The sequence below is a fragment of the Flavobacterium sp. AED genome (assembly GCF_000812945.1).
Classification (GTDB): Bacteria; Bacteroidota; Bacteroidia; order Flavobacteriales; family Flavobacteriaceae; genus Flavobacterium.
Window position 1 is genome coordinate 1 of record NZ_JSYM01000006.1, and the last position, 18,642, is coordinate 18,642.

The following is an 18,642-nucleotide window of genomic DNA, read 5'->3' on the forward strand; positions in this document are numbered from 1 at the left end:
TAATTGCCCAAAGCAATTATAACCTCTTAAGGTGGTTATTGCGGCGGGGCTCACCTCTTCCCATCCCGAACAGAGTAGTTAAGCCCGCCTGCGCAGATGGTACTGCAGTTATGTGGGAGAGTATGTCGTCGCCTTTCTTTAATCTGAACTCGTTTCAGATTCTATTAAATCCTATTCATTTATTTGAATAGGATTTTTTTTGCTTTATAGCTTTTTTGTATAATGAAGGAGAATTAGTGACAAAAGTCCAAAAGTAGGGGAGTGATGAAAATTTAACCCCTTGGTGTGAAAATGTCTCGTAGGGCTGCCTTTGTGATATGCCATTATTTATTTCAAACAATAACGATATAATATTTAATTTATGATTCCTTTTTTTATGTGGCACTAATCTAAAATAGCTCTGATTTATACTGCCAGACAATCGTAAGGAACAATCCTAAATACATCACGCAAACCACAAATTTCATAAAACTGGAAGCCAGTAAGCCGATAAACGATCCCGTTGCAGCTTTCAAAGCCCGTTTATGGTCTTTAGAATCGAAAATAAGTTCTCCAATTAAAGCGCCAACGAAAGGTCCCAAAAGGAAACCAAAAGGAATAGGCACAATAATTCCGATAATCAAACCAATATTCGTTCCCCAAATACCATAGGAACTACCACCAAATTTTTTGGTTCCTTTGGAAGGAATGACATAATCCAAAATAGTAATAATGATGGTAATCAATAAAGCAATTCCAAGAATCCAATAATTAGCAGGAACTGCCTTAGTGAAATAAAGCAACAGTAAACCAACCCAACTGATACTTGGACCAGGTAGAACTGGTAAAAAACTCCCAAAAATGCCTGTAATCATGCATGAAAAACTGAGAATTAAAAGTACTATATCCATAGAATTATTTTAGTAATTTTGAAAAACAAGAAGCAATGTCTATTTTCTAAACGAATATGAGAAAAATAATTTTAGTATTTTCCATTGGGCTATTTTTCATGGTTTCTCTTGAGTCCTTACAAGCCCAAGAGAAAACGATGAATACTAATGATGCCCTTTTGAAAGAAACTTTATATAATGCTAATAAAGTAAAAGTATCAAATTTTTCTTTGAAACAGTTTGATGCACTTTTTTTCGAATTTTTCGATAAAAAAGCCAATCCCAATTTAGTATTAACTAAAGAAGAATTTTATAAATACACTATTCAGATTGCTATTTTTTCAGATAGATTGGCGGCATTATATCCAGACCAAAAAGAAATTGCTGCCGAAAACAAAAAGAAATGGTTTGCTGAAACCTACGAAGATTATTTGCTTTCTAAAGCAACTCAAAAAAAATAATTGTATTTTTATAAAATATTAGTTCAATTGAAAAACAAAACCTTGAAGCACTATTACCTTTTTTTAGTAATTATACTTTTTAATTCCTGCCAGTATTTCGAAAAGCAAGTGCCTTCGGAAAAGGAATTGTTGCAAAAGGAACTGAAATCCATCAACTGGAAAGAAGTCGATGAATACCCGTCGGTTGTAGATTGCGAAAAAATAGATGATAAAAAACAACGTCAACAATGCTTTTTTGAAGTTCTGACGCAGTTGATTCAGGAAAAACTGAGCGTTGACACTCTCTCGGTTCTTTATCCGGAATTGGACACGATTGAAGTAAAAGTTACTATTTTTTCTAACGCCACGATGCAATTCGAACCACAATTTCCCAAAGATTCCGTGGCTTACGACAGAATCAAAATTGACAGTATCTTAAAAGCGCGTTTGATTGATTTTCCAAAGGTAAATCCAGCCATCAAACGTGGAATTCCTGTAAAAACACAATTTATTCTTCCCGTAATTCTAAAAGTAGAGTAGTCTTATCATCCTTAGCAATCGAAGGAGGAGCTATTTCCAGCTGTTCACTATATTTTTTTCTTTTTAAAGAAAAAAGGAAAAGGATGCCGTTTCCATCTGGGCTAGGGTCTTAGTGTTGAACAAGAAGTATCGGTTCTATATACATCTGAAATGCTTCGACAGTTCGGCAGCGCTCGGGTCAAAAATCGTTAATCAAAATCTGCAATCTAAAACGTTCTACCTTTCCACTCATATTTACCAAGCAAAGAATACAAAGCCACACTCGTGCTAAAAAACGGATACAACAAACTGCTCAAAATCAAATAGCGGATTTTGCTTTTATTCAAAAAATGATTGGCTTTGTAAATCAAAACAGTATCAACAATAAATTTCAGTAGGAATAACAAAAAGATATTTGGAAACGAAACCAAACCGAGTACCCAAAAACTAATACCCAAAACCAAACACAAATTCCCCCCGAAAACCAATACACCCAATCCTTTTCCGAAAGTACTTTGATAGGAACTTGTTTTCGAAGCCCAACGTACGCGTTGATAGAATAACGATTTCCAATCGTTCACTGGTTTTGTAATGACAATGTTGTTTTGTGATTTCAAATAATGGATTTTTTCAGGAAATTGGGCAATCGCTTTTTGCAACAGGAAAACATCATCGCCACTTGCAATTGCATCATTTCCGTTAAATCCATTTAGTTTCTTAAAGAAAGATTTGGTGTAAGCAAAATTAGCACCATTACACATAAATCCTTTCTTAATGCCAAAACTTCCTATTGTTGCTCCTTGTAAACTAGCCAAATCCAATTGCTGGAAATGATGCATAAATGAATAATCACAATCATACGTCACAGCTCCGGCAATCATCGAAACATCATGAAGTTGAATGTAATTATCCAATGCTAATAACCAGTTTTTATTGACTACGCAATCGGCATCTGTAGTGATAATCCAATTCGTATTTACGATTTGCATGGCGGTTACAATAGCATCTTTCTTGGGTGAGTTTGAAATCCGAATGTTTTTTATAATGGAGACCTGAAATCTGAAGTTTGGAACCTGAAATCTTTCCTCGGATTCGTCATCGACTAAAATCACTTCAAACAATTCTATTGGATAATTCAATTTGGATAAACTGTCTAATAAAATAGGTAGATTCTCCGCTTCATTTCGAAAAGGAACGATAATTGAGAATTTATTTTTTGGCGTTAAGCCTATGTAATCAATAGCATTTACTTTGTTGAAACCATAAATTAGGAAGATAATCCCTAAGCAATAGAGGATTATAATGAAGTATAACATAAAAATCATATTGGATTTTTAGTTTTAAAATTCAATACATAATAACTGCCAATAACTACCGGCAAGACCACATTCAGAAACCACATAAGCGTGGTTACAAAAATCACTATCCATTCGTTTACACCAAGAATTCCAAAGAAATAAACCGCTACACTTCCTTTTACAGCAAAATCCAAAAACTGGAAAGTGGGTAAGGAGGACGCTAAAAAATAAACACTTGTGATTGTAGCAATGACTGTTAAATAAGGCATATCAACATCAAAAGCCAGAAATAAAAAATAATATTGGTGTGAAAAAACCAAGAATCGGCAAATCGCTAAAAAGATGTTTTTTTGATGAATGGGTTTTGGAATTTCGTTAATCTTATGAATCAGTCTTTCGATGGAATAACCCTTGATTGTGAATTTTTTCAAGAGAAAGGAAACAAGAAATACCAGTATCAGCAATCCAAAAAGTAGGGCAACGGTTTTTGGGGTAATCACATTGTACTGTGCATTGAAATACAATAAACCGAAAACTCCAAAAATAACGGTCAAAATCATTTGGATTCCGTTGCAAATTAGGTTTAAAAAAATTACTTTTTTAGTGTCTTTTTTTTCAAAAAATAATGCTTTTCCAGCATATTCGCCTACTCCGTTTGGTGTGAAAAGTCCAGCTGTCAGTGCACCAAGAACTTGTTTAGTTGCCTCGCCTAAAGTTATTTTATGGAAAAAACCAACCAAATTCTGCCATTTCAAAATTTCAAAAAACCGATTCAAAACACTTAATAACAAAATAAAACTGATTCCCTCAACCGACTGATTTTTCTTGAATAAAACAAGGAATTTTTGCCAATCCAGCTTGTCGTTATTCGCCAATTGATTGTAAATAAAATAGAATGCGCCACCCACAATCAAAACTTTGATTATAAGAACGAGGAATTGCTTAGCTTTGTGAGGAATTGTAATCATTACTGCAAAATAACAAATTAAAATTGGCAAACGAGCGCATCATATTGGGAATTGACCCAGGGACTACGATTATGGGTTTTGGATTGATAAAAATTGTCAATAAAAAAATGGTATTCTTGCAATTGAACGAACTGCAATTGTCCAAATACGATAACCATTACCAGAAACTGAAAATTATTTTTGAACGGACCATTGAGTTAATCGATACCCACAATCCAGATGAAATTGCGATTGAAGCACCTTTCTTTGGTAAAAACGTACAGTCGATGTTGAAATTGGGGCGCGCACAAGGCGTGGCCATGGCAGCAGGACTTTCAAGAGACATTCCTATTACTGAATATGAGCCTAAGAAAATAAAAATGGCAATTACTGGAAACGGAAACGCCAGCAAAGAGCAAGTTGCCAAAATGCTTCAACAATTATTAGGATTGAAGGAATTGCCTAAAAATCTCGATAGCACCGATGGATTAGCAGCCGCGGTTTGTCATTTTTTCAATTCCGGAAAAGTGGTTGGCTCTAAGAGTTATACCGGTTGGGATGCATTTGTAAAACAAAACGAAGAACGAGTTAAAAAATAGTAGTCAGTTATCCGTGTCCAGTTTGCAGAACTGACCACTAGAAAGCTGACCATTGACCACTAATTATGTCAGGAATCTACATCCATATCCCTTTTTGCAAGCAGGCGTGTCATTACTGCGACTTCCATTTTTCGACTTCGATGAAGAAGAAAGAAGAAATGGTCTTGGCTATTGCCAAAGAAATCGAGATGCGTGCAGGTGAGTTTGATAGTGCAATTGTCGAAACTATTTATTTCGGTGGTGGAACACCTTCAGTTTTAACATCCGAAGAAATTGAATTTTTAATTGCGGCAGTTTATAGTAATTATAAAGTTTCAGAAAATCCAGAAATCACGCTTGAAGCCAATCCTGATGATTTGTCAAGTGAACGAATTATCGAATTATCGAAAAGTCCAATTAATCGCCTAAGCATTGGGATTCAGTCGTTTTTTGAAGAAGATTTACAACTGATGAACCGCGCTCATAATTCGGCGGAAGCCAAAAAATGTTTGGAAGAAGCTACCCAGTATTTCGATAATATCTCTCTTGATTTAATTTACGGAATTCCAGGAATGGGTAATGAGAAATGGAGACGAAACATTGAAACAGCATTGTCATTTGGTATTCCGCATATTTCGAGTTACGCGTTGACGGTGGAACCAAAAACGGCATTGAACAAATTGATTCAAACGGGAAAGATTGCTGCTCCTAAAGATGAAGTCGCCCAAGAGCATTTTGCTATTTTGGTGGAAACGCTCGAAGCAAATGATTTTATTCATTATGAATTATCGAATTTTGGAAAGGCCAATTACTTTTCCAAGAACAATTCAGCGTATTGGTTGGGTAAGAAATATATTGGAATTGGTCCTTCGGCACACAGTTATAATGGTATTTCCCGAAGTTGGAATGTTTCGAATAATTCGATTTATTTGAAATCCATTCAAGAAAATAAACTGCCCAACGAAATAGAAATCCTTTCGACAGCTGATCGTTACAATGAATATGTTATGACGGGTTTGCGAACGATTTGGGGAGTCTCTTTGGATAGAATCGAAACCGAATTTGGAGTTGATTATTTGGATTATCTCAATAAACAGGCTCAGAAATTCCTTGATGATAATTTACTTTCCATCGAAAATAACATTCTAAAACCGACTCCCAAAGGAAAGTTTTTGACGGATGGAATTGCAAGTGATTTGTTTTACTTAAATTTGGAAGAGTAACTTAACGGCAAAGTTCGCAAATTTTGAGAGGATTTTGCGTCTTAGCAGCATAAAAAAATAATTTGTGTTAGCAACAATTCAACATAAGGATCAAACCATTGAAGTCGATCTATCAAAACCTATTGATATTTCGATTCCGTTGACGAATACTGATGAAAACCCTATTGCTTGGTATATCGAGAAACCAGTAATTGAACCCGTTGTTTTTGGGGATTGGATAGGGAAAGTATCGGAAGGAAAGTCATCAACCAATTTTAACAACATTTTTTTCAATCCACACGGGCACGGAACCCACACCGAATGTCTGGGTCATATTACACGAGAATTTTACAGTGTTAATCAGTCGTTGAAACAGTTTTTCTTTTTGGCAGAATTGATTTCGGTTGTGCCGGAAAGACAAGGAGAGGATTTTGTGATTACTTTGGATAGTATAAAAACTGCGCTCGATGTGACATTGAAGTTTGGTATTGCAAGAGAAGCGATTATCATTCGGACAATTCCCAATTTAGAATCAAAAAAACAGTTGAAATATTCGAATACCAATCCGCCTTATCTGAATGAAGATGCTGCGCGTTTCATTCGCGAAAGCGGGATTAAACATTTATTGATTGATTTGCCAAGTGTCGATAAAGAACATGATGAAGGAAAATTATTGGCGCACAAAGCGTTTTGGAATGTAACAGATGTGAATAATTTGAATGCAGATGCACGGCTGGATTGCACGATTACGGAGATGATTTTTGTTCCAAGTGAAGTAAAAGACGGAAGTTATTTATTGAACATACAAATCGCTTCTTTCGAGAATGATGCGAGTCCAAGTAAACCGATACTATATAAAATATGATATGCTCAGCCAGTTCGCCTTATGGGCTCGTATCCGTTTCAACCGATAAAAATAAGTTAGACGTTCCGTTTATTCAGCACTTTCTGAAAGATATTTATTGGGCTGCAGGGAGAACAATGGCCGAAGTTGAAATTACAATTGATAATTCGTTTTGTTTCGGAATTTATTTAAATGACAAACAAATTGGTTTCGCAAGAGTTATTACGGACTATGTCGTTTTTGCCTATTTAATGGACGTTTTTATTACTGAAGAACATCGAGGGAAAGGATATTCCTCAATTCTAATAAACAGTATGATGACGGAGCCTAAGCTAAAAGAGGTTAAAATTTGGCGATTAGCTACATCAGATGCTCATTTTTTATATGAGAAATTTGGTTTTAAATTACTGGCTCATCCTGAAAAATTAATGGAGAAAATCATCAAATGAAAACAATTATCAAACTCGAAGAATTAGGATTATTTGTGCTTGGGATTTATTTTTTTAATCAATTGGATTACGTTTGGTGGTGGTTTTTGGTTTTAATTTTAACTCCGGATTTGTCTATGATTGGATATGTTTTTGGAAATAAAACAGGCACTTTATGCTATAATTTATTTCATCACAGAGGAATTGCCATAGCATTATATTTTGCTGGAATCTATTTTTCGAATTCACTAATTCAACTTTCAGGAGTAATGCTGTTTACGCACTCTTCTATGGATCGAATGTTTGGTTATGGATTGAAATATGAAACTAGTTTTAAGCACACCCATTTGGGAGAAATAGGAAAAAAATAAAACGATGAATCTAGAAACGTATTACGAATACTGTCTTTCTAAAAAAGGAGTGACCGAACATTTCCCTTTTGATGAAGATACTTTAGTCTTTAAAGTAGGAGGTAAAATATTTGCTTTGTCGTCATTAAACCAATGGGAAAAAGGACAGCCAGCAGTGAATTTGAAATGTGATCCGGAGCGCGCTCAGGAATTACGCGCTGAATATGATGCTATACAACCGGGATTTCACATGAATAAAATTCATTGGAATACGATTGCTGTAAATAGAGATGTTCAAGATTCCTTATTCAAAGAACTAATTGATCATTCCTACGAATTGGTTTTCAAAAGTTTAACAAAGAAAATGCAGAGTGAAATTCAAGAATTAGAAAATTAGGCATTACTTTTGCGAAGAAAATCAGAATAAAAATTATAAACACATACTGAATAAATTCAGCATATAATATGAAAGAACAATTTAAGAAGTTTTTAAACGAAGAACAAGATCCAAAAGCCATCGAAAAAATCGCTTCAAAATTGAGTGATTTATTAATGAAGAATGAAGAAATCGGTTATATTGCTGTTCAAAAAAAACCAGCTATTACCGTTTTACCAGATAGTATTGTGATGACCAATAAAAGAATTATCATTTGTCAGCCAAAAAATCTGGGGCTTTCCATGAATTTTATTGATTATACTTGGGACGAGATAGAAGGGACTTTTGTAAAAGAAAATATTCTAGGTTCAGAGTTTTCTTTTACGACTAGAACCAATATGGAGGTTTCGATTGATTATATACCTAAAATCCAAGCTCGAAAAATATTTACTTATGCCAAAGAGCAATTGGATATTTTAAAAGGCGGCGCAGTTTCAAATACACCAATAATTGACGAAGTTCCGGTTGCTCCAATTGACGAAGTGGAAGTTATCGAAGAAATGGAAACAGAAGAAGTTACTAGTTTTGCCGAAATAATGCCCGTTACGCCACCAGTTTATACTATGGAAAACGAGCAATTCAATGCGCCAACTGAAACTCCAAAGGAAAATGGACTCAGCGGATTATCGCAAGATGAACTTTTTGAAAAACTACAAAATTATAAAAAATTACTCGATAACGGATTGATTTTGCAAGGCGAATACGATGCTTTCAAAAAAGAAATTTTGAGTCATATGTAGTTTACAAGTCAGAATTTAGAAAGTTAAAAAAATAGAAAACCCGACCAGTTTAAAGCTTGTCGGGTTTGTTTTTATTATAAAGTTTTTTTCTGTTTTTCTACAAAATTATGGGCTTGTAATTCCAGTAATTCAGTCGCTTTCTTGCGTTGCAAGTCGTATAGATTTTTATCTTGGGCAATATCTTCATAGACTTTATCGTGCATAGAAGCACTAGTTTTTACCAGCAAACTTCGTTGGTATTTGTCTTGGTCTAAAGTAGCTTTTAGAGCCGTTTCCAAATCTTCCAGTTTGAAATCATATTCTCCTTTTGGAGATAATAATTTTGCTATAATTGGAGATGTTTCAATGGCTAAAAATAACAGCATAATAAAAAAGGAAGGCACCCAAGGTAATTTATTCAAGGCATTGATACGCGCCATTAAACCGTCAAATCCATCAATTATGGGTTGGGTTTCGGTTACTTTTTTGTCTAAATCTGCTTGAAGTGTTTTGGATTTTTTTTCCATTTCAGCAATTTTGGCCAAGTTGGTTTTTTGTAAGGTATCCAGTTCTTTCTTAACCAAATCATGTTTGGCTATTTTTTCTTTAAAAACGGGGCCTTTGCCTAATTTTTTGGTTCCGGCGGTTCCTTCGGCCTCAGTAATATAGGTTTCGTAGAGCGTATTTACTTCTTTTTCTTTCTTGGTGATCTCTGATTTTAAACTGGCTATGTCAGCTTTATTTTTGTCTAAATCCGATTTGAAATAATTAGCCACTTCTTTTTTGTTATTCAAAGCCATGGCATTTTTCTCTTTCAATAAAACGGTGTTGATTTCTTTTTCGAAAATTTTAATTTCCAATGGTTTTGAAATTACTATCGCAATGATTACTGCCAAAATAATTCGGGGTGTTGCTTGAAAAAATTCACTTCCAAATTGGTCTCTTTTTCGAATGGTAGAAACAATAAAACGATCCAAATTAAAAATAAGTAAACTCCAAACTACTCCAAAGAGTAAAGCAGGATACACATTGTCGAAAACAGTAAAAAGAGCATAAGCGCTGGCAATAAAAGCCATGACAGCAGTAAAGAAAACGGTGGCGCCAATACCAACATATTTGGTTTGTTCGCCTTCGGAACAACCTTCAAGGAGGTTTTTGTCGGCTCCGGAACAGAGGATGAAAAATTGTTTTAACATGATTGATTGCGTTTTTGATTGATTGATTTGCCAGTTTGTCTTTCAGGCTCGTGTGATGATAACAAATTTAACGCCAAATTTCAAATAATGGTATAAATAGTTGGGTTGTTTTTGGCTAGCAATTTTTATGCACAAAAAAAGCCGTTCATAATGAACAGCTTTTTGGTTTTTGAATTAATAATAACTTATGCTAAAGGAGCTCCTGCCATAATTTCGGCATTAGCAAATTCTTCAAATTTGGCGAAGTTAGCTTTGAATTTTTCAGCTAATTCAACGGCTTTTTTATCATATAGTTCAGGGTCTTCCCAAGTGTTTCTTGGATTTAATATTTCGCTGGGAACATTAGGGCAAGATTGTGGTTTTGCAATTCCAAATACTTTGTGATTCTCATACGCTACATCATCTAATTCTCCGTTTAATGCAGCAGTAATCATAGCACGAGTATATTTTAATTTCATTCGGCTTCCTATTCCATAAGGTCCGCCTGTCCAACCCGTATTGATCAACCAAACTTTTACATTCGAATCTTTCATTTTTTTGCTTAACATTTCAGCATATTTTGTTGGGTGTAGTGGCATAAAAGGAGCACCAAAACAAGCAGAAAAATTAGGTTGCGGTTCTGTTACGCCAGCTTCAGTTCCGGCAACTTTTGCGGTATATCCTGAAATAAAGTGGTACGCAGCCTGACCTGGTGTCAATTTAGAAATTGGAGGTAAAATACCAAAAGAATCTGCAGTTAAGAAGAAGATATTTTTTGGGTTTTTTCCTATTGAACCGGGCTGAATGTTGTCAATATGGTAAATAGGGTAACTAACTCTTGTATTTGGTGTTATGGAAACATCTTGAAAATCTACTTCATTAGTTCCTTCTTTGAAAATTACATTCTCTAATATAGCACCTTTTTTAATAGCTCTAAAAATATCCGGTTCATTTTCTTCAGAAAGGTTTATGACTTTGGCATAGCAACCTCCTTCAAAATTGAAAACGGTGTTTTCATTTGTCCAACCATGTTCATCATCTCCAATAAGTTTTCTTTTTGGATCAGCTGATAAAGTAGTTTTACCTGTTCCTGATAAACCAAAGAAAATAGCGGTATCTCCTTCATCACCTACATTAGCGCTGCAATGCATTGGTAATGTATTTTTAAAAACAGGCAAGATAAAATTCAAAGCAGAGAAAATTCCTTTTTTCATTTCACCTGTATATCCTGTCCCACCTATCAGAACTACTTTTCTTGTAAAGTCTAATATGGCAAAATTGCTTTGGCGTGTACCGTCAATTGCTGGATCTGCAAGAAAACTTGGTACACAAAGTAAGGTCCATTCTGGAGAAAAGTGTGCAAGTTCTTCGAGTTCGGGTCTCAAAAACATATTGTAGCAAAATAAATTTGCCCATGCCGTTTCTGTCACAACTCTCACGTTTAATCTGTAATTAGGATCTGCACATACATAGGAGTCTCTAACGAAAACTTCTTTATGGGATAAATAAGCCGTAACTTTTTTGTATAAAGCTTCAAATGCATCTGATTCGAAAGGAATATTTACTTTCCCCCACCAAACTTGGTCTTCAGTTATGCTGTCTTTTACAATAAAACGATCTAATGGTGACCGTCCGGTATATTCACCTGTATTAATTGCCAATGCTCCTGTAGAGCTCTCCACTCCTTGACCAGATGTTATTGTAATTTCATGTAATTCGTCCGGGGATAATTGGTAATTAACTTTTGCATTTTCAATTCCTAAGTCTTTTAACGAAATCGATTGCGAGATAAGGATGTTATTGTCCATAAATTTGATGTTGTGTGTGTTTGTTTTATAGACTGCAAAAGTAGAAATTATATTTCAGATAGGATTTGATTATCTTCTTTTTATGATTTTTTATTAATAATATTCAGTAGTAAAACTCCCCAGGCCAGTATTAGTAGGAGTCCACCGATGGGTGTCACAAATCCGATAACCTTAAAATCAAAAGAAGTCAGACCATTTGTTGCCAATAAATAAATCGATCCAGAAAACAAAATCACTCCAAAAAGAGCTAAAAAATAGATCGTTTTTTTTGCTTTTTGGGACAGGTCATTTGTTAGCCCAATAAATAATAAAAAGACAGCATGGTACATTTGATAGCGCACTCCGGTCTCAAAAGTGGAAAGTTGTTCCAGAGACAGTACTTTTTTTAGGGCATGTGCTCCAAATGCCCCTAAAATTATTGCTATCATCCCGAATATTGCTCCTGTTGAAATTATTTTCTTATCCATTTTTTTAATTTATTTGCCATACAAAAGTATCTCTTATCTACTCATTGTAAAAGAAATTCTCAAGTTTCTTTTTTGAGACTCGATTTTTTACAAATGGTATGTTTTTAGTGATTTTATAACACTTTGGTAATTTTTTTTAATGTTTTAACGAAGTATCATTTGTTATAAATACAACAATATTGTATATTTGTGTTATATTTATGTAATTATGAGAATAATTTTAATCATTGGAGCAGGAAGATCAGCGTCGTCGTTGATTCAATATCTTTTAAATAAATCAGAAAAAGAGGATCTTCATCTTATTATTGGAGATTTATCATTGGATTTGGCTGAAAAGAAAACCAATAATCACCCAAATGCAACGCCAATAGCCCTAGATATTTTTGATGAAAATCAAAGAAAAGAAGCCATTCAAAAAGCCAATATTGTTATCTCCATGTTGCCCGCACATTTGCATATTGAAGTTGCAAGAGATTGTGTTGTTTATAAAAAACACTTAGTCACGGCCTCTTATGTTAGTGATGCCATGCAGGAATTGGATGCTTTGGCAAAAGAAAATAACTTGATTTTCATGAATGAAATTGGTCTTGATCCGGGAATAGATCACATGAGTGCCATGAAAGTCATTGATGAAATTAAGGATAAAGGAGGCAATATGCTTTTGTTTGAATCTTTCTGTGGCGGACTGGTAGCACCGGAGTCTGATGATAATCTTTGGAATTATAAATTTACTTGGGCACCACGGAATGTGGTTTTGGCAGGACAGGGAGGAGCAGCTAAGTTTATTCAAGAAGGAGCATATAAATACATTCCGTATTGTAATTTATTTCGCAGAACTGAATTTCTGGAAGTTGAAGATTATGGACGATTTGAAGCCTATTCTAATCGGGATTCGCTGAAGTATCGCAGTGTTTATGGACTAGATGATGTTCTTACCTTATATAGAGGGACTATTCGTAAGGTTGGATTTTCCAAAGCATGGAACATGTTTGTACAATTGGGAATGACGGATGACAGTTATAGTATGGAAGATTCGGAAAACATGAGTTACCGAGAATTTGTGAATTCTTTTTTGCCCTACCATCCAACGGATTCTGTAGAAATCAAAATGCGTTTGATTCTTAAAATCGACCAAGATGATATTATGTGGGACAAGCTTTTAGAACTGGATTTGTTCAATCCCAATAAAAAAGTACGTTTGAAAAATGCTACACCTGCGCAAATTCTGGAGAAAATCCTAAGTGATAGCTGGACGCTTCAGCCAAAAGATAAAGATATGATTGTCATGTACCATAAATTTGGATACGAGTTAAATGGCAAAAAAGAGCAAATAGATTCAAAAATGGTTTGTATTGGCGAAGATCAAACTTACACCGCTATGGCAAAAACCGTTGGTTTACCTGTTGCTATGGCGACATTATTAATATTGAATGGTAAAATCACCACTCCGGGTGTGCAGCTTCCTATTCGTAAAGAAGTGTATTTACCTATTTTGAAAGAACTGGAAGAATATAGTGTTGTTTTCAAAGAACAGTCAATGCCTTACTTAGGTTATAATCCGGATAAAGATTTTAATTAGTAGTTTTTTAGATTTTTTAGTTTGATAAATCCGCTCCTTTTTTGAAGCGGATTTATTTTTAGAAGGACTATTACTTTGCTTGGATTGTTATTGGTAAGCTGTATTTTACTCTAACAGGTTCGTTATTCTCTTTACCTGGAATCCATTTTGGACTTAATTTTAAAACTCGAATTGCTTCTTCTCCTGTTCCAAATCCCATATCGCGAAGAATCTCAAATTCCGAAAGACTTCCATCTTTTTCTATCATAAATGTTATATATACTTTTCCGTTTCCTTTTAATCCTGATGGGGTTTTAAAATTGGAACCAATAAATTTGTAGAATGCTAACAATCCGCCTGGAAATTCAGGTTTGATTATTTCTGATATCTGTTTCTGTTCTTTAGGTTCAGCTTGTGTATTGATGTTGATTGTGTCTTTTTTTGAAATTTCCTTAATTACAATTGGACTTTTTATAGTTCCCTCTTTTATTGTTTTCTCAATAACTTTAAAATAAGCTTTCTCATGAGTTTTTTTGGAATGATTTTCAAAGTAAGAATTGGTTTGCAAGATGAAATGATTCATTTTTGGTTCTATTTTCTTTCCGTTATGAATGATGTTACCATATTTTGCAGAAGTTGCAATGTCTCCAGCGGTGTAATTTTTTAAATCAGTATTTGTGATCTTCTTTTCATCAAGAATACCTCTAAAATTCACATCATTTTTCCAGTTTTTGAATTCTTTTTCTGAAGGTGGATTTTTCTTTGTTGATGCAGGAACTGCTGCGATATAAAGCCTTTTTTCGTTGAATGTTAAGTCTTCATATTTCTTATTGATTAATAAGTTTTTGTGGCTGTCTTTTACAATCAATCGCACTCCGGCATAATATGTATCTTTCCTTTTGTCTTTAGAAATTGTAGATTCTTCTTTGTCGCTATTTCCTTGTGCCACCGTTTCGACACATAATAATAGTATCAGTACAGTAAACGTCGGAATCAAGAAGATCTTTTTGAGAATTGATTTTACCTTTGATGTGGTTTTTGTCATCATTAGGAGTCTTTTTTTAGTTACTGAATAATTTAAATTGCTGACCAAGTAATAGGTTGGATTTGTATTGACTTTTGATAATAGCAAATTTTGATAAAAAGGGACATTGTTATAAGAAGTCACGACTTTTTCATCAGCGAGAAATTCATGATTGAGCTGGATTGCTTTTTTATAAAGAATAAGTATGGGATTGAACCAAAACAGTGTTTTTGTAAATTCTATTAATAATATATCGAGAGTATGTTTTTGAGTTACATGTGTTAATTCATGGGTGTATAATTCTTCTGCAATTTCTCTATTGTGATACTCTTCTTCGTTGATGAATATAGTATTTAGAAAAGTATGTGGAAGTACTTTCTCTTTTATTAAAATCAAGGTAGCATTTTTGTAGTTTATGGTTTTGTTCGATTTTATTTTTGAGGTAATTTTTAAGATATTTCTAAAAAATCGAAACATTAACAACGCAGTTACTAGGGTATATAAACTCCAAAGTGCGATACGTAAATAGTTGGTTTCTTCTTCAATCACAAAGTTCCCTTGCATTATCTGAATGTGGCTTGCATTTGTTGTTGTGGCTGCAATTTTAGTTAGAACTTCGATAGTTATAAATGGAATTACAAATGAGAAAATAAGACTAAACAACAAGTAGAATCGGTTGAATGTGTGCATTTTTTCTTTTTCTAATAAAAGATGGTACACAGCTAAAAGCACTAGTAAAGTAAGTGTTGATTTAATTAGAAAGTCGGTCATTTTTTCTTTTTTTGAAGTTCACTATCTATTATTTTCTTGAGTTCTTCCAGTTCCGATTCTGATAAATTAGTTTCTGTCGTAAAGAAAGAAGCAAATTGGGACGCCGAATTATTGAAGAAATTACTAATTAATCCGTTGACGTGTTTCGAGAAATAATCGGTTTTTTTGACCAATGGGTAATATTCCCGGGAGTTTCCAAATTCATTGTAGGCAATGAATTTTTTATCAATCATTCTTTTCAATAATGTAGCAACAGTTGTTGTTGCTGGTTTTGGTTTTGGATACGCTTCTAGTAAGTCTTTCATAAAAGCTTTTTCGAGTTGCCAAAGGTGTTCCATTAATTGTTCTTCGGAGTTGGATAGTTGCATTGTATTGATGTGTTTTTATTGTTTTGGGTTTGTTGTTTCAGAAACAAATTCTCCATTACTGTATTTTCGAGTCATTGTCAATTTTCCTTTTTCATCATAGTATTTCCAATCTCCAAAATAGAACCAATGCATATTTGTATCGGTAGTTTCTAATTTTGTTTTTCCTCTTGATTGGATTTTACCGTTTTTATAGTAAAATGTGGTAAAGCAAAGATTTCGTTTGTATTTTTCTTTTTTACTGATTTTATCATTTACATAATAACGCCATTTTTTTATTGGATCACCTTTATGGTATTTTCCAATGGATTTGTATTGGATGCTATCCTGAGAATAATGCTCTATCCAAACACCTTCTCTTTGTTTGTTTAATTTTTGATTAATTGGAGTTGTTTTGCAACCAATTATTAAAAAGAAAAGATATGAACAAATAATAGTATAGCGCATAATATAAGTTTATTCTACAAAAATAGAGTTTGTTCTACAAATGTAGAATTAAAAATTTAATATCCAAATTTTGAAACAAAATATTTTGGTTACTAGGATGTTGCGTTAAATTTGAGATTAAGAGGAGAACAGCCAGTGGCTGTTAGTTGTTTTTAATTTTGCGTTAAGGATTACTTTACTATACTTTTATTTTAATTGGAGTTCAGTAAATTTCATTTATAGTGGAAATCCTGGCTCGCTTTTTTCGGCGGGGAACGCCCAAAAAAAATCCGCTCATTGCTGAACGGATTCTATAAAATATATTGTGGTAATCTATTTCGAAAGTTCTACAAAATATTTGTAGAACAACGGAATGGTTTCAATTCCTTTCAAGTAATTAAATATTCCAAAATGTTCGTTTGGTGAGTGAATGGCATCGCTGTCCAACCCAAATCCCATCAGGATGGTTTTGCTTTTCAATTCTTTCTCAAATAAGGCCACAATGGGAATGCTTCCTCCAGAACGTACAGGAATTGCAGGAATTCCAAAAGTCTCGGTATATGCCATATTTGCGGCTTTATATCCTATGCTGTCTATTGGTGTCACATACCCTTGCCCGCCATGATGTGGTTTTACTTTTACGGTAACGCCGGCAGGAGCAATGCTGATGAAATGTTTGGTGAAAAGCTCCGTGATTTCCTCCCAATCTTGGTTAGGGACTAATCGCATCGAGATTTTGGCGAAAGCCTTACTCGCAATTACGGTTTTGGCACCTTCGCCAGTGTAACCACCCCAGATTCCGTTAACGTCCAGTGTAGGGCGAATCGAATTTCTTTCATTGGTTACATAACCTTTTTCGCCATAAACATCATTTAAGTCGAGTGCTTTTTTATATTCTTCTAAGCTGAAAGGTGCTTTGGCCATTTCGGCTCGTTCTTCAAGCGATAATTCCTGAACTTTATCATAAAAGCCCGGAATGGTAATGTGATTGTCATCATCATGGAGGGAAGCAATCATTTTTGCCAAAATGTTAATAGGATTGGCCACAGCGCCACCGTATAATCCGGAATGCAAATCACGATTAGGTCCCGTAACTTCAACTTCTACATAACTTAATCCACGCAAACCAGTCGTGATGGAAGGTTGTTGATTTGAAATCATTCCCGTATCAGAAATTAAAATCACATCGTTTTTTAGTTTTTCCTGATTGCGTTCCACAAACCAACTCAAACTTTTGGAACCCACTTCTTCTTCGCCTTCAATCATAAATTTTACGTTACAAGGTAAAGTGTTCGATTGCACCATGTATTCCAATGCTTTTACGTGCATGTACATTTGGCCTTTATCATCACAAGATCCTCGGGCAAAAATAGCGCCTTCGGGATGAATTTCAGTTTTTTTGATGACAGGTTCAAATGGGGGAGAGGTCCATAATTCCATCGGATCGGGTGGTTGCACATCATAATGACCATAAACTAGAACCGTAGGCAGCGTTTTATCAATAATTTTTTCACCGTAAACAATTGGGTAACCTGGGGTGTCGCAAATCTCAACAAAATCGCAGCCTGCTTTCTCTAAACTTACTTTTACGGCTTCAGCGGTGTCGATAACATCTTGAGAATAAGCAGTGTCAGCACTTACGGATGGGATTTTCAATAATTCAATTAATTCGTTTATGAAACGATCTTTGTGTTGTTGAACGTATGATTTTATATTTTCCATTATTGATTTTGTTTATATTTCAAAAGTACAAAAAAGAGTATGAATATTTTTTGCGATTTTTACTTTGAAAATTGGAAGTTATGTTTATCTTTGCACCCACAATTGCGCGGATATGGTGAAATTGGTAGACATGCCAGACTTAGGATCTGGTGCCGCAAGGCGTGTAGGTTCGAGTCCTATTATCCGCACCAAAAAAGCTTCTCAATCGAGAAGCTTTTTTTATTTAAATACAATATGTTACAAAAAAATAAAATCCCATTTGGCCAAAAGCTAATGGGATTTCTATTTTATTTAAAGTTGGTTTTTATCCGTGATACACTCGGGAAGCAATTATTTTATTTTCCTTTATGTCTAATACTTCTGCAACAAGCATATCTTCTTCTCCGTTCACGGTTCTGACATATTCCATAAAAACACGGTCGCCGTTTGCGGTAAGTGATTTCACTTTATAGTTCAAACTTGGTAAACGCTCAAAAGCATCTTGCCACCATTCTCGTAACGCATCTTTACCAATAACAAAACCATTAGTGTCAGGTTTGTGTATTTTTAGTTTTGGACTAAAATGCACAGCATCCTCATCATACAAAGACAATAGTTTTTCTAACTCTTTATTATTAAAAGTTTCAAACCATTTAAAAGCAATTGATTGTAGTTTTTCTGGCGTCATACTAATTTAGGATTGAATTTTTAATTAAA

The 18,642-nt window shown here is 34.4% G+C and carries 21 protein-coding genes, 1 tRNA gene and 1 rRNA gene; 12 read left to right on the forward strand and 11 right to left on the reverse strand.

Annotated features, from left to right (window positions below; genetic code table 11):
* Nucleotides 1-27: 27 nt before the first annotated feature.
* Nucleotides 28-137, forward strand: a 5S ribosomal RNA gene (rrf, locus tag OA85_RS15310).
* 252 nt (nt 138-389) lie between these two features.
* Here rrf and OA85_RS15315 read toward each other — a convergent pair.
* Nucleotides 390-890, reverse strand: coding sequence for a DUF456 domain-containing protein (locus OA85_RS15315; RefSeq protein WP_039110714.1), 501 nt, complete (start codon nt 888-890; stop codon nt 390-392).
* Nucleotides 891-946: 56 nt separating this feature from the next.
* On the opposite strand from OA85_RS15315, the gene OA85_RS15320 reads away from it, so the two are divergent.
* Together OA85_RS15320 and OA85_RS15325 are read left to right on the forward strand one after the other, a co-directional pair.
* Nucleotides 947-1,330: a hypothetical protein gene (locus OA85_RS15320; protein WP_039110715.1), complete on the forward strand. Its 384-nt coding sequence runs from the start codon at nt 947-949 to the stop codon at nt 1,328-1,330.
* Nucleotides 1,331-1,372: 42 nt separating this feature from the next.
* Nucleotides 1,373-1,849, forward strand: a complete 477-nt coding sequence (locus tag OA85_RS15325; protein WP_039110862.1) for a hypothetical protein — start codon at nt 1,373-1,375, stop codon at nt 1,847-1,849.
* Nucleotides 1,850-2,055: 206 nt separating this feature from the next.
* On the opposite strand, the gene OA85_RS15330 is transcribed toward OA85_RS15325, so the two are convergent.
* Together OA85_RS15330 and OA85_RS15335 are read right to left on the reverse strand one after the other, a co-directional pair.
* Complete coding sequence (locus OA85_RS15330; protein ID WP_039110716.1) at nt 2,056-3,153, reverse strand: glycosyltransferase; 1,098 nt, start codon at nt 3,151-3,153, stop codon at nt 2,056-2,058.
* Nucleotides 3,150-4,094, reverse strand: coding sequence for a lysylphosphatidylglycerol synthase domain-containing protein (locus OA85_RS15335; RefSeq protein WP_039110717.1), 945 nt, complete (start codon nt 4,092-4,094; stop codon nt 3,150-3,152). The genes OA85_RS15330 and OA85_RS15335 overlap by 4 nt, the downstream gene beginning before the upstream one ends.
* 23 nt (nt 4,095-4,117) lie before the next feature.
* On the opposite strand from OA85_RS15335, the gene ruvC reads away from it, so the two are divergent.
* The 7 genes from ruvC (at nt 4,118) to OA85_RS15370 (ending at nt 8,651) form a co-directional block, all read left to right on the forward strand.
* Entirely contained in the window at nt 4,118-4,672 is a 555-nt protein-coding gene (gene ruvC, locus OA85_RS15340) for a crossover junction endodeoxyribonuclease RuvC (protein WP_039110718.1), read from the forward strand.
* A 65-nt stretch (nt 4,673-4,737) separates the two neighbouring features.
* Nucleotides 4,738-5,874, forward strand: a complete 1,137-nt coding sequence (gene hemW / locus OA85_RS15345) for a radical SAM family heme chaperone HemW (RefSeq protein WP_039110719.1) — start codon at nt 4,738-4,740, stop codon at nt 5,872-5,874.
* Between the two features lie 64 nt (nt 5,875-5,938).
* A complete protein-coding gene (locus tag OA85_RS15350; protein ID WP_039110720.1) occupies nt 5,939-6,718 on the forward strand; it encodes a cyclase family protein in 780 nt (259 codons plus the stop codon).
* Nucleotides 6,715-7,146, forward strand: coding sequence for a GNAT family N-acetyltransferase (locus OA85_RS15355; RefSeq protein ID WP_039110721.1), 432 nt, complete (start codon nt 6,715-6,717; stop codon nt 7,144-7,146). Before OA85_RS15350 ends, OA85_RS15355 begins: the two co-directional genes overlap by 4 nt.
* The gene (locus tag OA85_RS15360) at nt 7,143-7,496 is read left to right on the forward strand and encodes a DUF4260 domain-containing protein (protein ID WP_039110722.1); all 354 of its coding nucleotides are present in this window, start codon (nt 7,143-7,145) and stop codon (nt 7,494-7,496) included. The genes OA85_RS15355 and OA85_RS15360 overlap by 4 nt, the downstream gene beginning before the upstream one ends.
* Nucleotides 7,497-7,500: 4 nt before the next feature.
* On the forward strand, nt 7,501-7,872 hold the full coding sequence (locus OA85_RS15365) for an MmcQ/YjbR family DNA-binding protein (protein WP_039110723.1): 372 nt from the start codon (nt 7,501-7,503) through the stop codon (nt 7,870-7,872).
* A gap of 68 nt (nt 7,873-7,940) precedes the next feature.
* Nucleotides 7,941-8,651: a PH domain-containing protein gene (locus OA85_RS15370; RefSeq protein ID WP_039110724.1), complete on the forward strand. Its 711-nt coding sequence runs from the start codon at nt 7,941-7,943 to the stop codon at nt 8,649-8,651.
* 74 nt (nt 8,652-8,725) lie between these two features.
* Here OA85_RS15370 and OA85_RS15375 read toward each other — a convergent pair whose 3' ends face one another.
* The 3 genes from OA85_RS15375 to OA85_RS15385 all read right to left on the reverse strand — a co-directional run bounded on the left by OA85_RS15375 (nt 8,726) and on the right by OA85_RS15385 (nt 12,080).
* Nucleotides 8,726-9,826 carry a DUF4407 domain-containing protein gene (locus tag OA85_RS15375; protein ID WP_039110725.1) on the reverse strand — a complete coding sequence of 367 codons (1,101 nt, stop codon included), beginning with the start codon at nt 9,824-9,826 and terminating at the stop codon, nt 8,726-8,728.
* Nucleotides 9,827-10,011: 185 nt separating this feature from the next.
* On the reverse strand, nt 10,012-11,613 hold the full coding sequence (pckA, locus tag OA85_RS15380; RefSeq protein WP_039110726.1) for a phosphoenolpyruvate carboxykinase (ATP): 1,602 nt from the start codon (nt 11,611-11,613) through the stop codon (nt 10,012-10,014).
* A gap of 80 nt (nt 11,614-11,693) precedes the next feature.
* Nucleotides 11,694-12,080, reverse strand: a complete 387-nt coding sequence (locus OA85_RS15385; protein WP_039110727.1) for a DUF423 domain-containing protein — start codon at nt 12,078-12,080, stop codon at nt 11,694-11,696.
* Nucleotides 12,081-12,288: 208 nt separating this feature from the next.
* Here OA85_RS15385 and OA85_RS15390 point away from each other — a divergent pair, with 208 nt between their 5' ends.
* On the forward strand, nt 12,289-13,659 hold the full coding sequence (locus OA85_RS15390) for a saccharopine dehydrogenase family protein (RefSeq protein ID WP_039110728.1): 1,371 nt from the start codon (nt 12,289-12,291) through the stop codon (nt 13,657-13,659).
* A gap of 70 nt (nt 13,660-13,729) precedes the next feature.
* On the opposite strand, the gene OA85_RS17525 is transcribed toward OA85_RS15390, so the two are convergent.
* The 4 genes from OA85_RS17525 to OA85_RS15415 all read right to left on the reverse strand — a co-directional run bounded on the left by OA85_RS17525 (nt 13,730) and on the right by OA85_RS15415 (nt 17,946).
* Nucleotides 13,730-15,433 (reverse strand): M56 family metallopeptidase, encoded by a 1,704-nt coding sequence (locus OA85_RS17525; protein ID WP_052257283.1) that lies wholly within the window; start codon nt 15,431-15,433, stop codon nt 13,730-13,732.
* Nucleotides 15,430-15,801: a BlaI/MecI/CopY family transcriptional regulator gene (locus OA85_RS15405; RefSeq protein ID WP_039110729.1), complete on the reverse strand. Its 372-nt coding sequence runs from the start codon at nt 15,799-15,801 to the stop codon at nt 15,430-15,432. The genes OA85_RS17525 and OA85_RS15405 overlap by 4 nt, the downstream gene beginning before the upstream one ends.
* A gap of 15 nt (nt 15,802-15,816) precedes the next feature.
* Complete coding sequence (locus OA85_RS15410) at nt 15,817-16,245, reverse strand: hypothetical protein (RefSeq protein ID WP_039110730.1); 429 nt, start codon at nt 16,243-16,245, stop codon at nt 15,817-15,819.
* 312 nt (nt 16,246-16,557) lie between these two features.
* Nucleotides 16,558-17,946 (reverse strand): dipeptidase, encoded by a 1,389-nt coding sequence (locus OA85_RS15415; RefSeq protein ID WP_039110732.1) that lies wholly within the window; start codon nt 17,944-17,946, stop codon nt 16,558-16,560.
* A 106-nt stretch (nt 17,947-18,052) separates the two neighbouring features.
* On the opposite strand from OA85_RS15415, the gene OA85_RS15420 reads away from it, so the two are divergent.
* Nucleotides 18,053-18,137 (forward strand) — tRNA-Leu (locus tag OA85_RS15420).
* Between the two features lie 113 nt (nt 18,138-18,250).
* On the opposite strand, the gene OA85_RS15425 is transcribed toward OA85_RS15420, so the two are convergent.
* Entirely contained in the window at nt 18,251-18,613 is a 363-nt protein-coding gene (locus OA85_RS15425; protein WP_039110733.1) for a nuclear transport factor 2 family protein, read from the reverse strand.
* Nucleotides 18,614-18,642 lie beyond the last annotated feature (29 nt).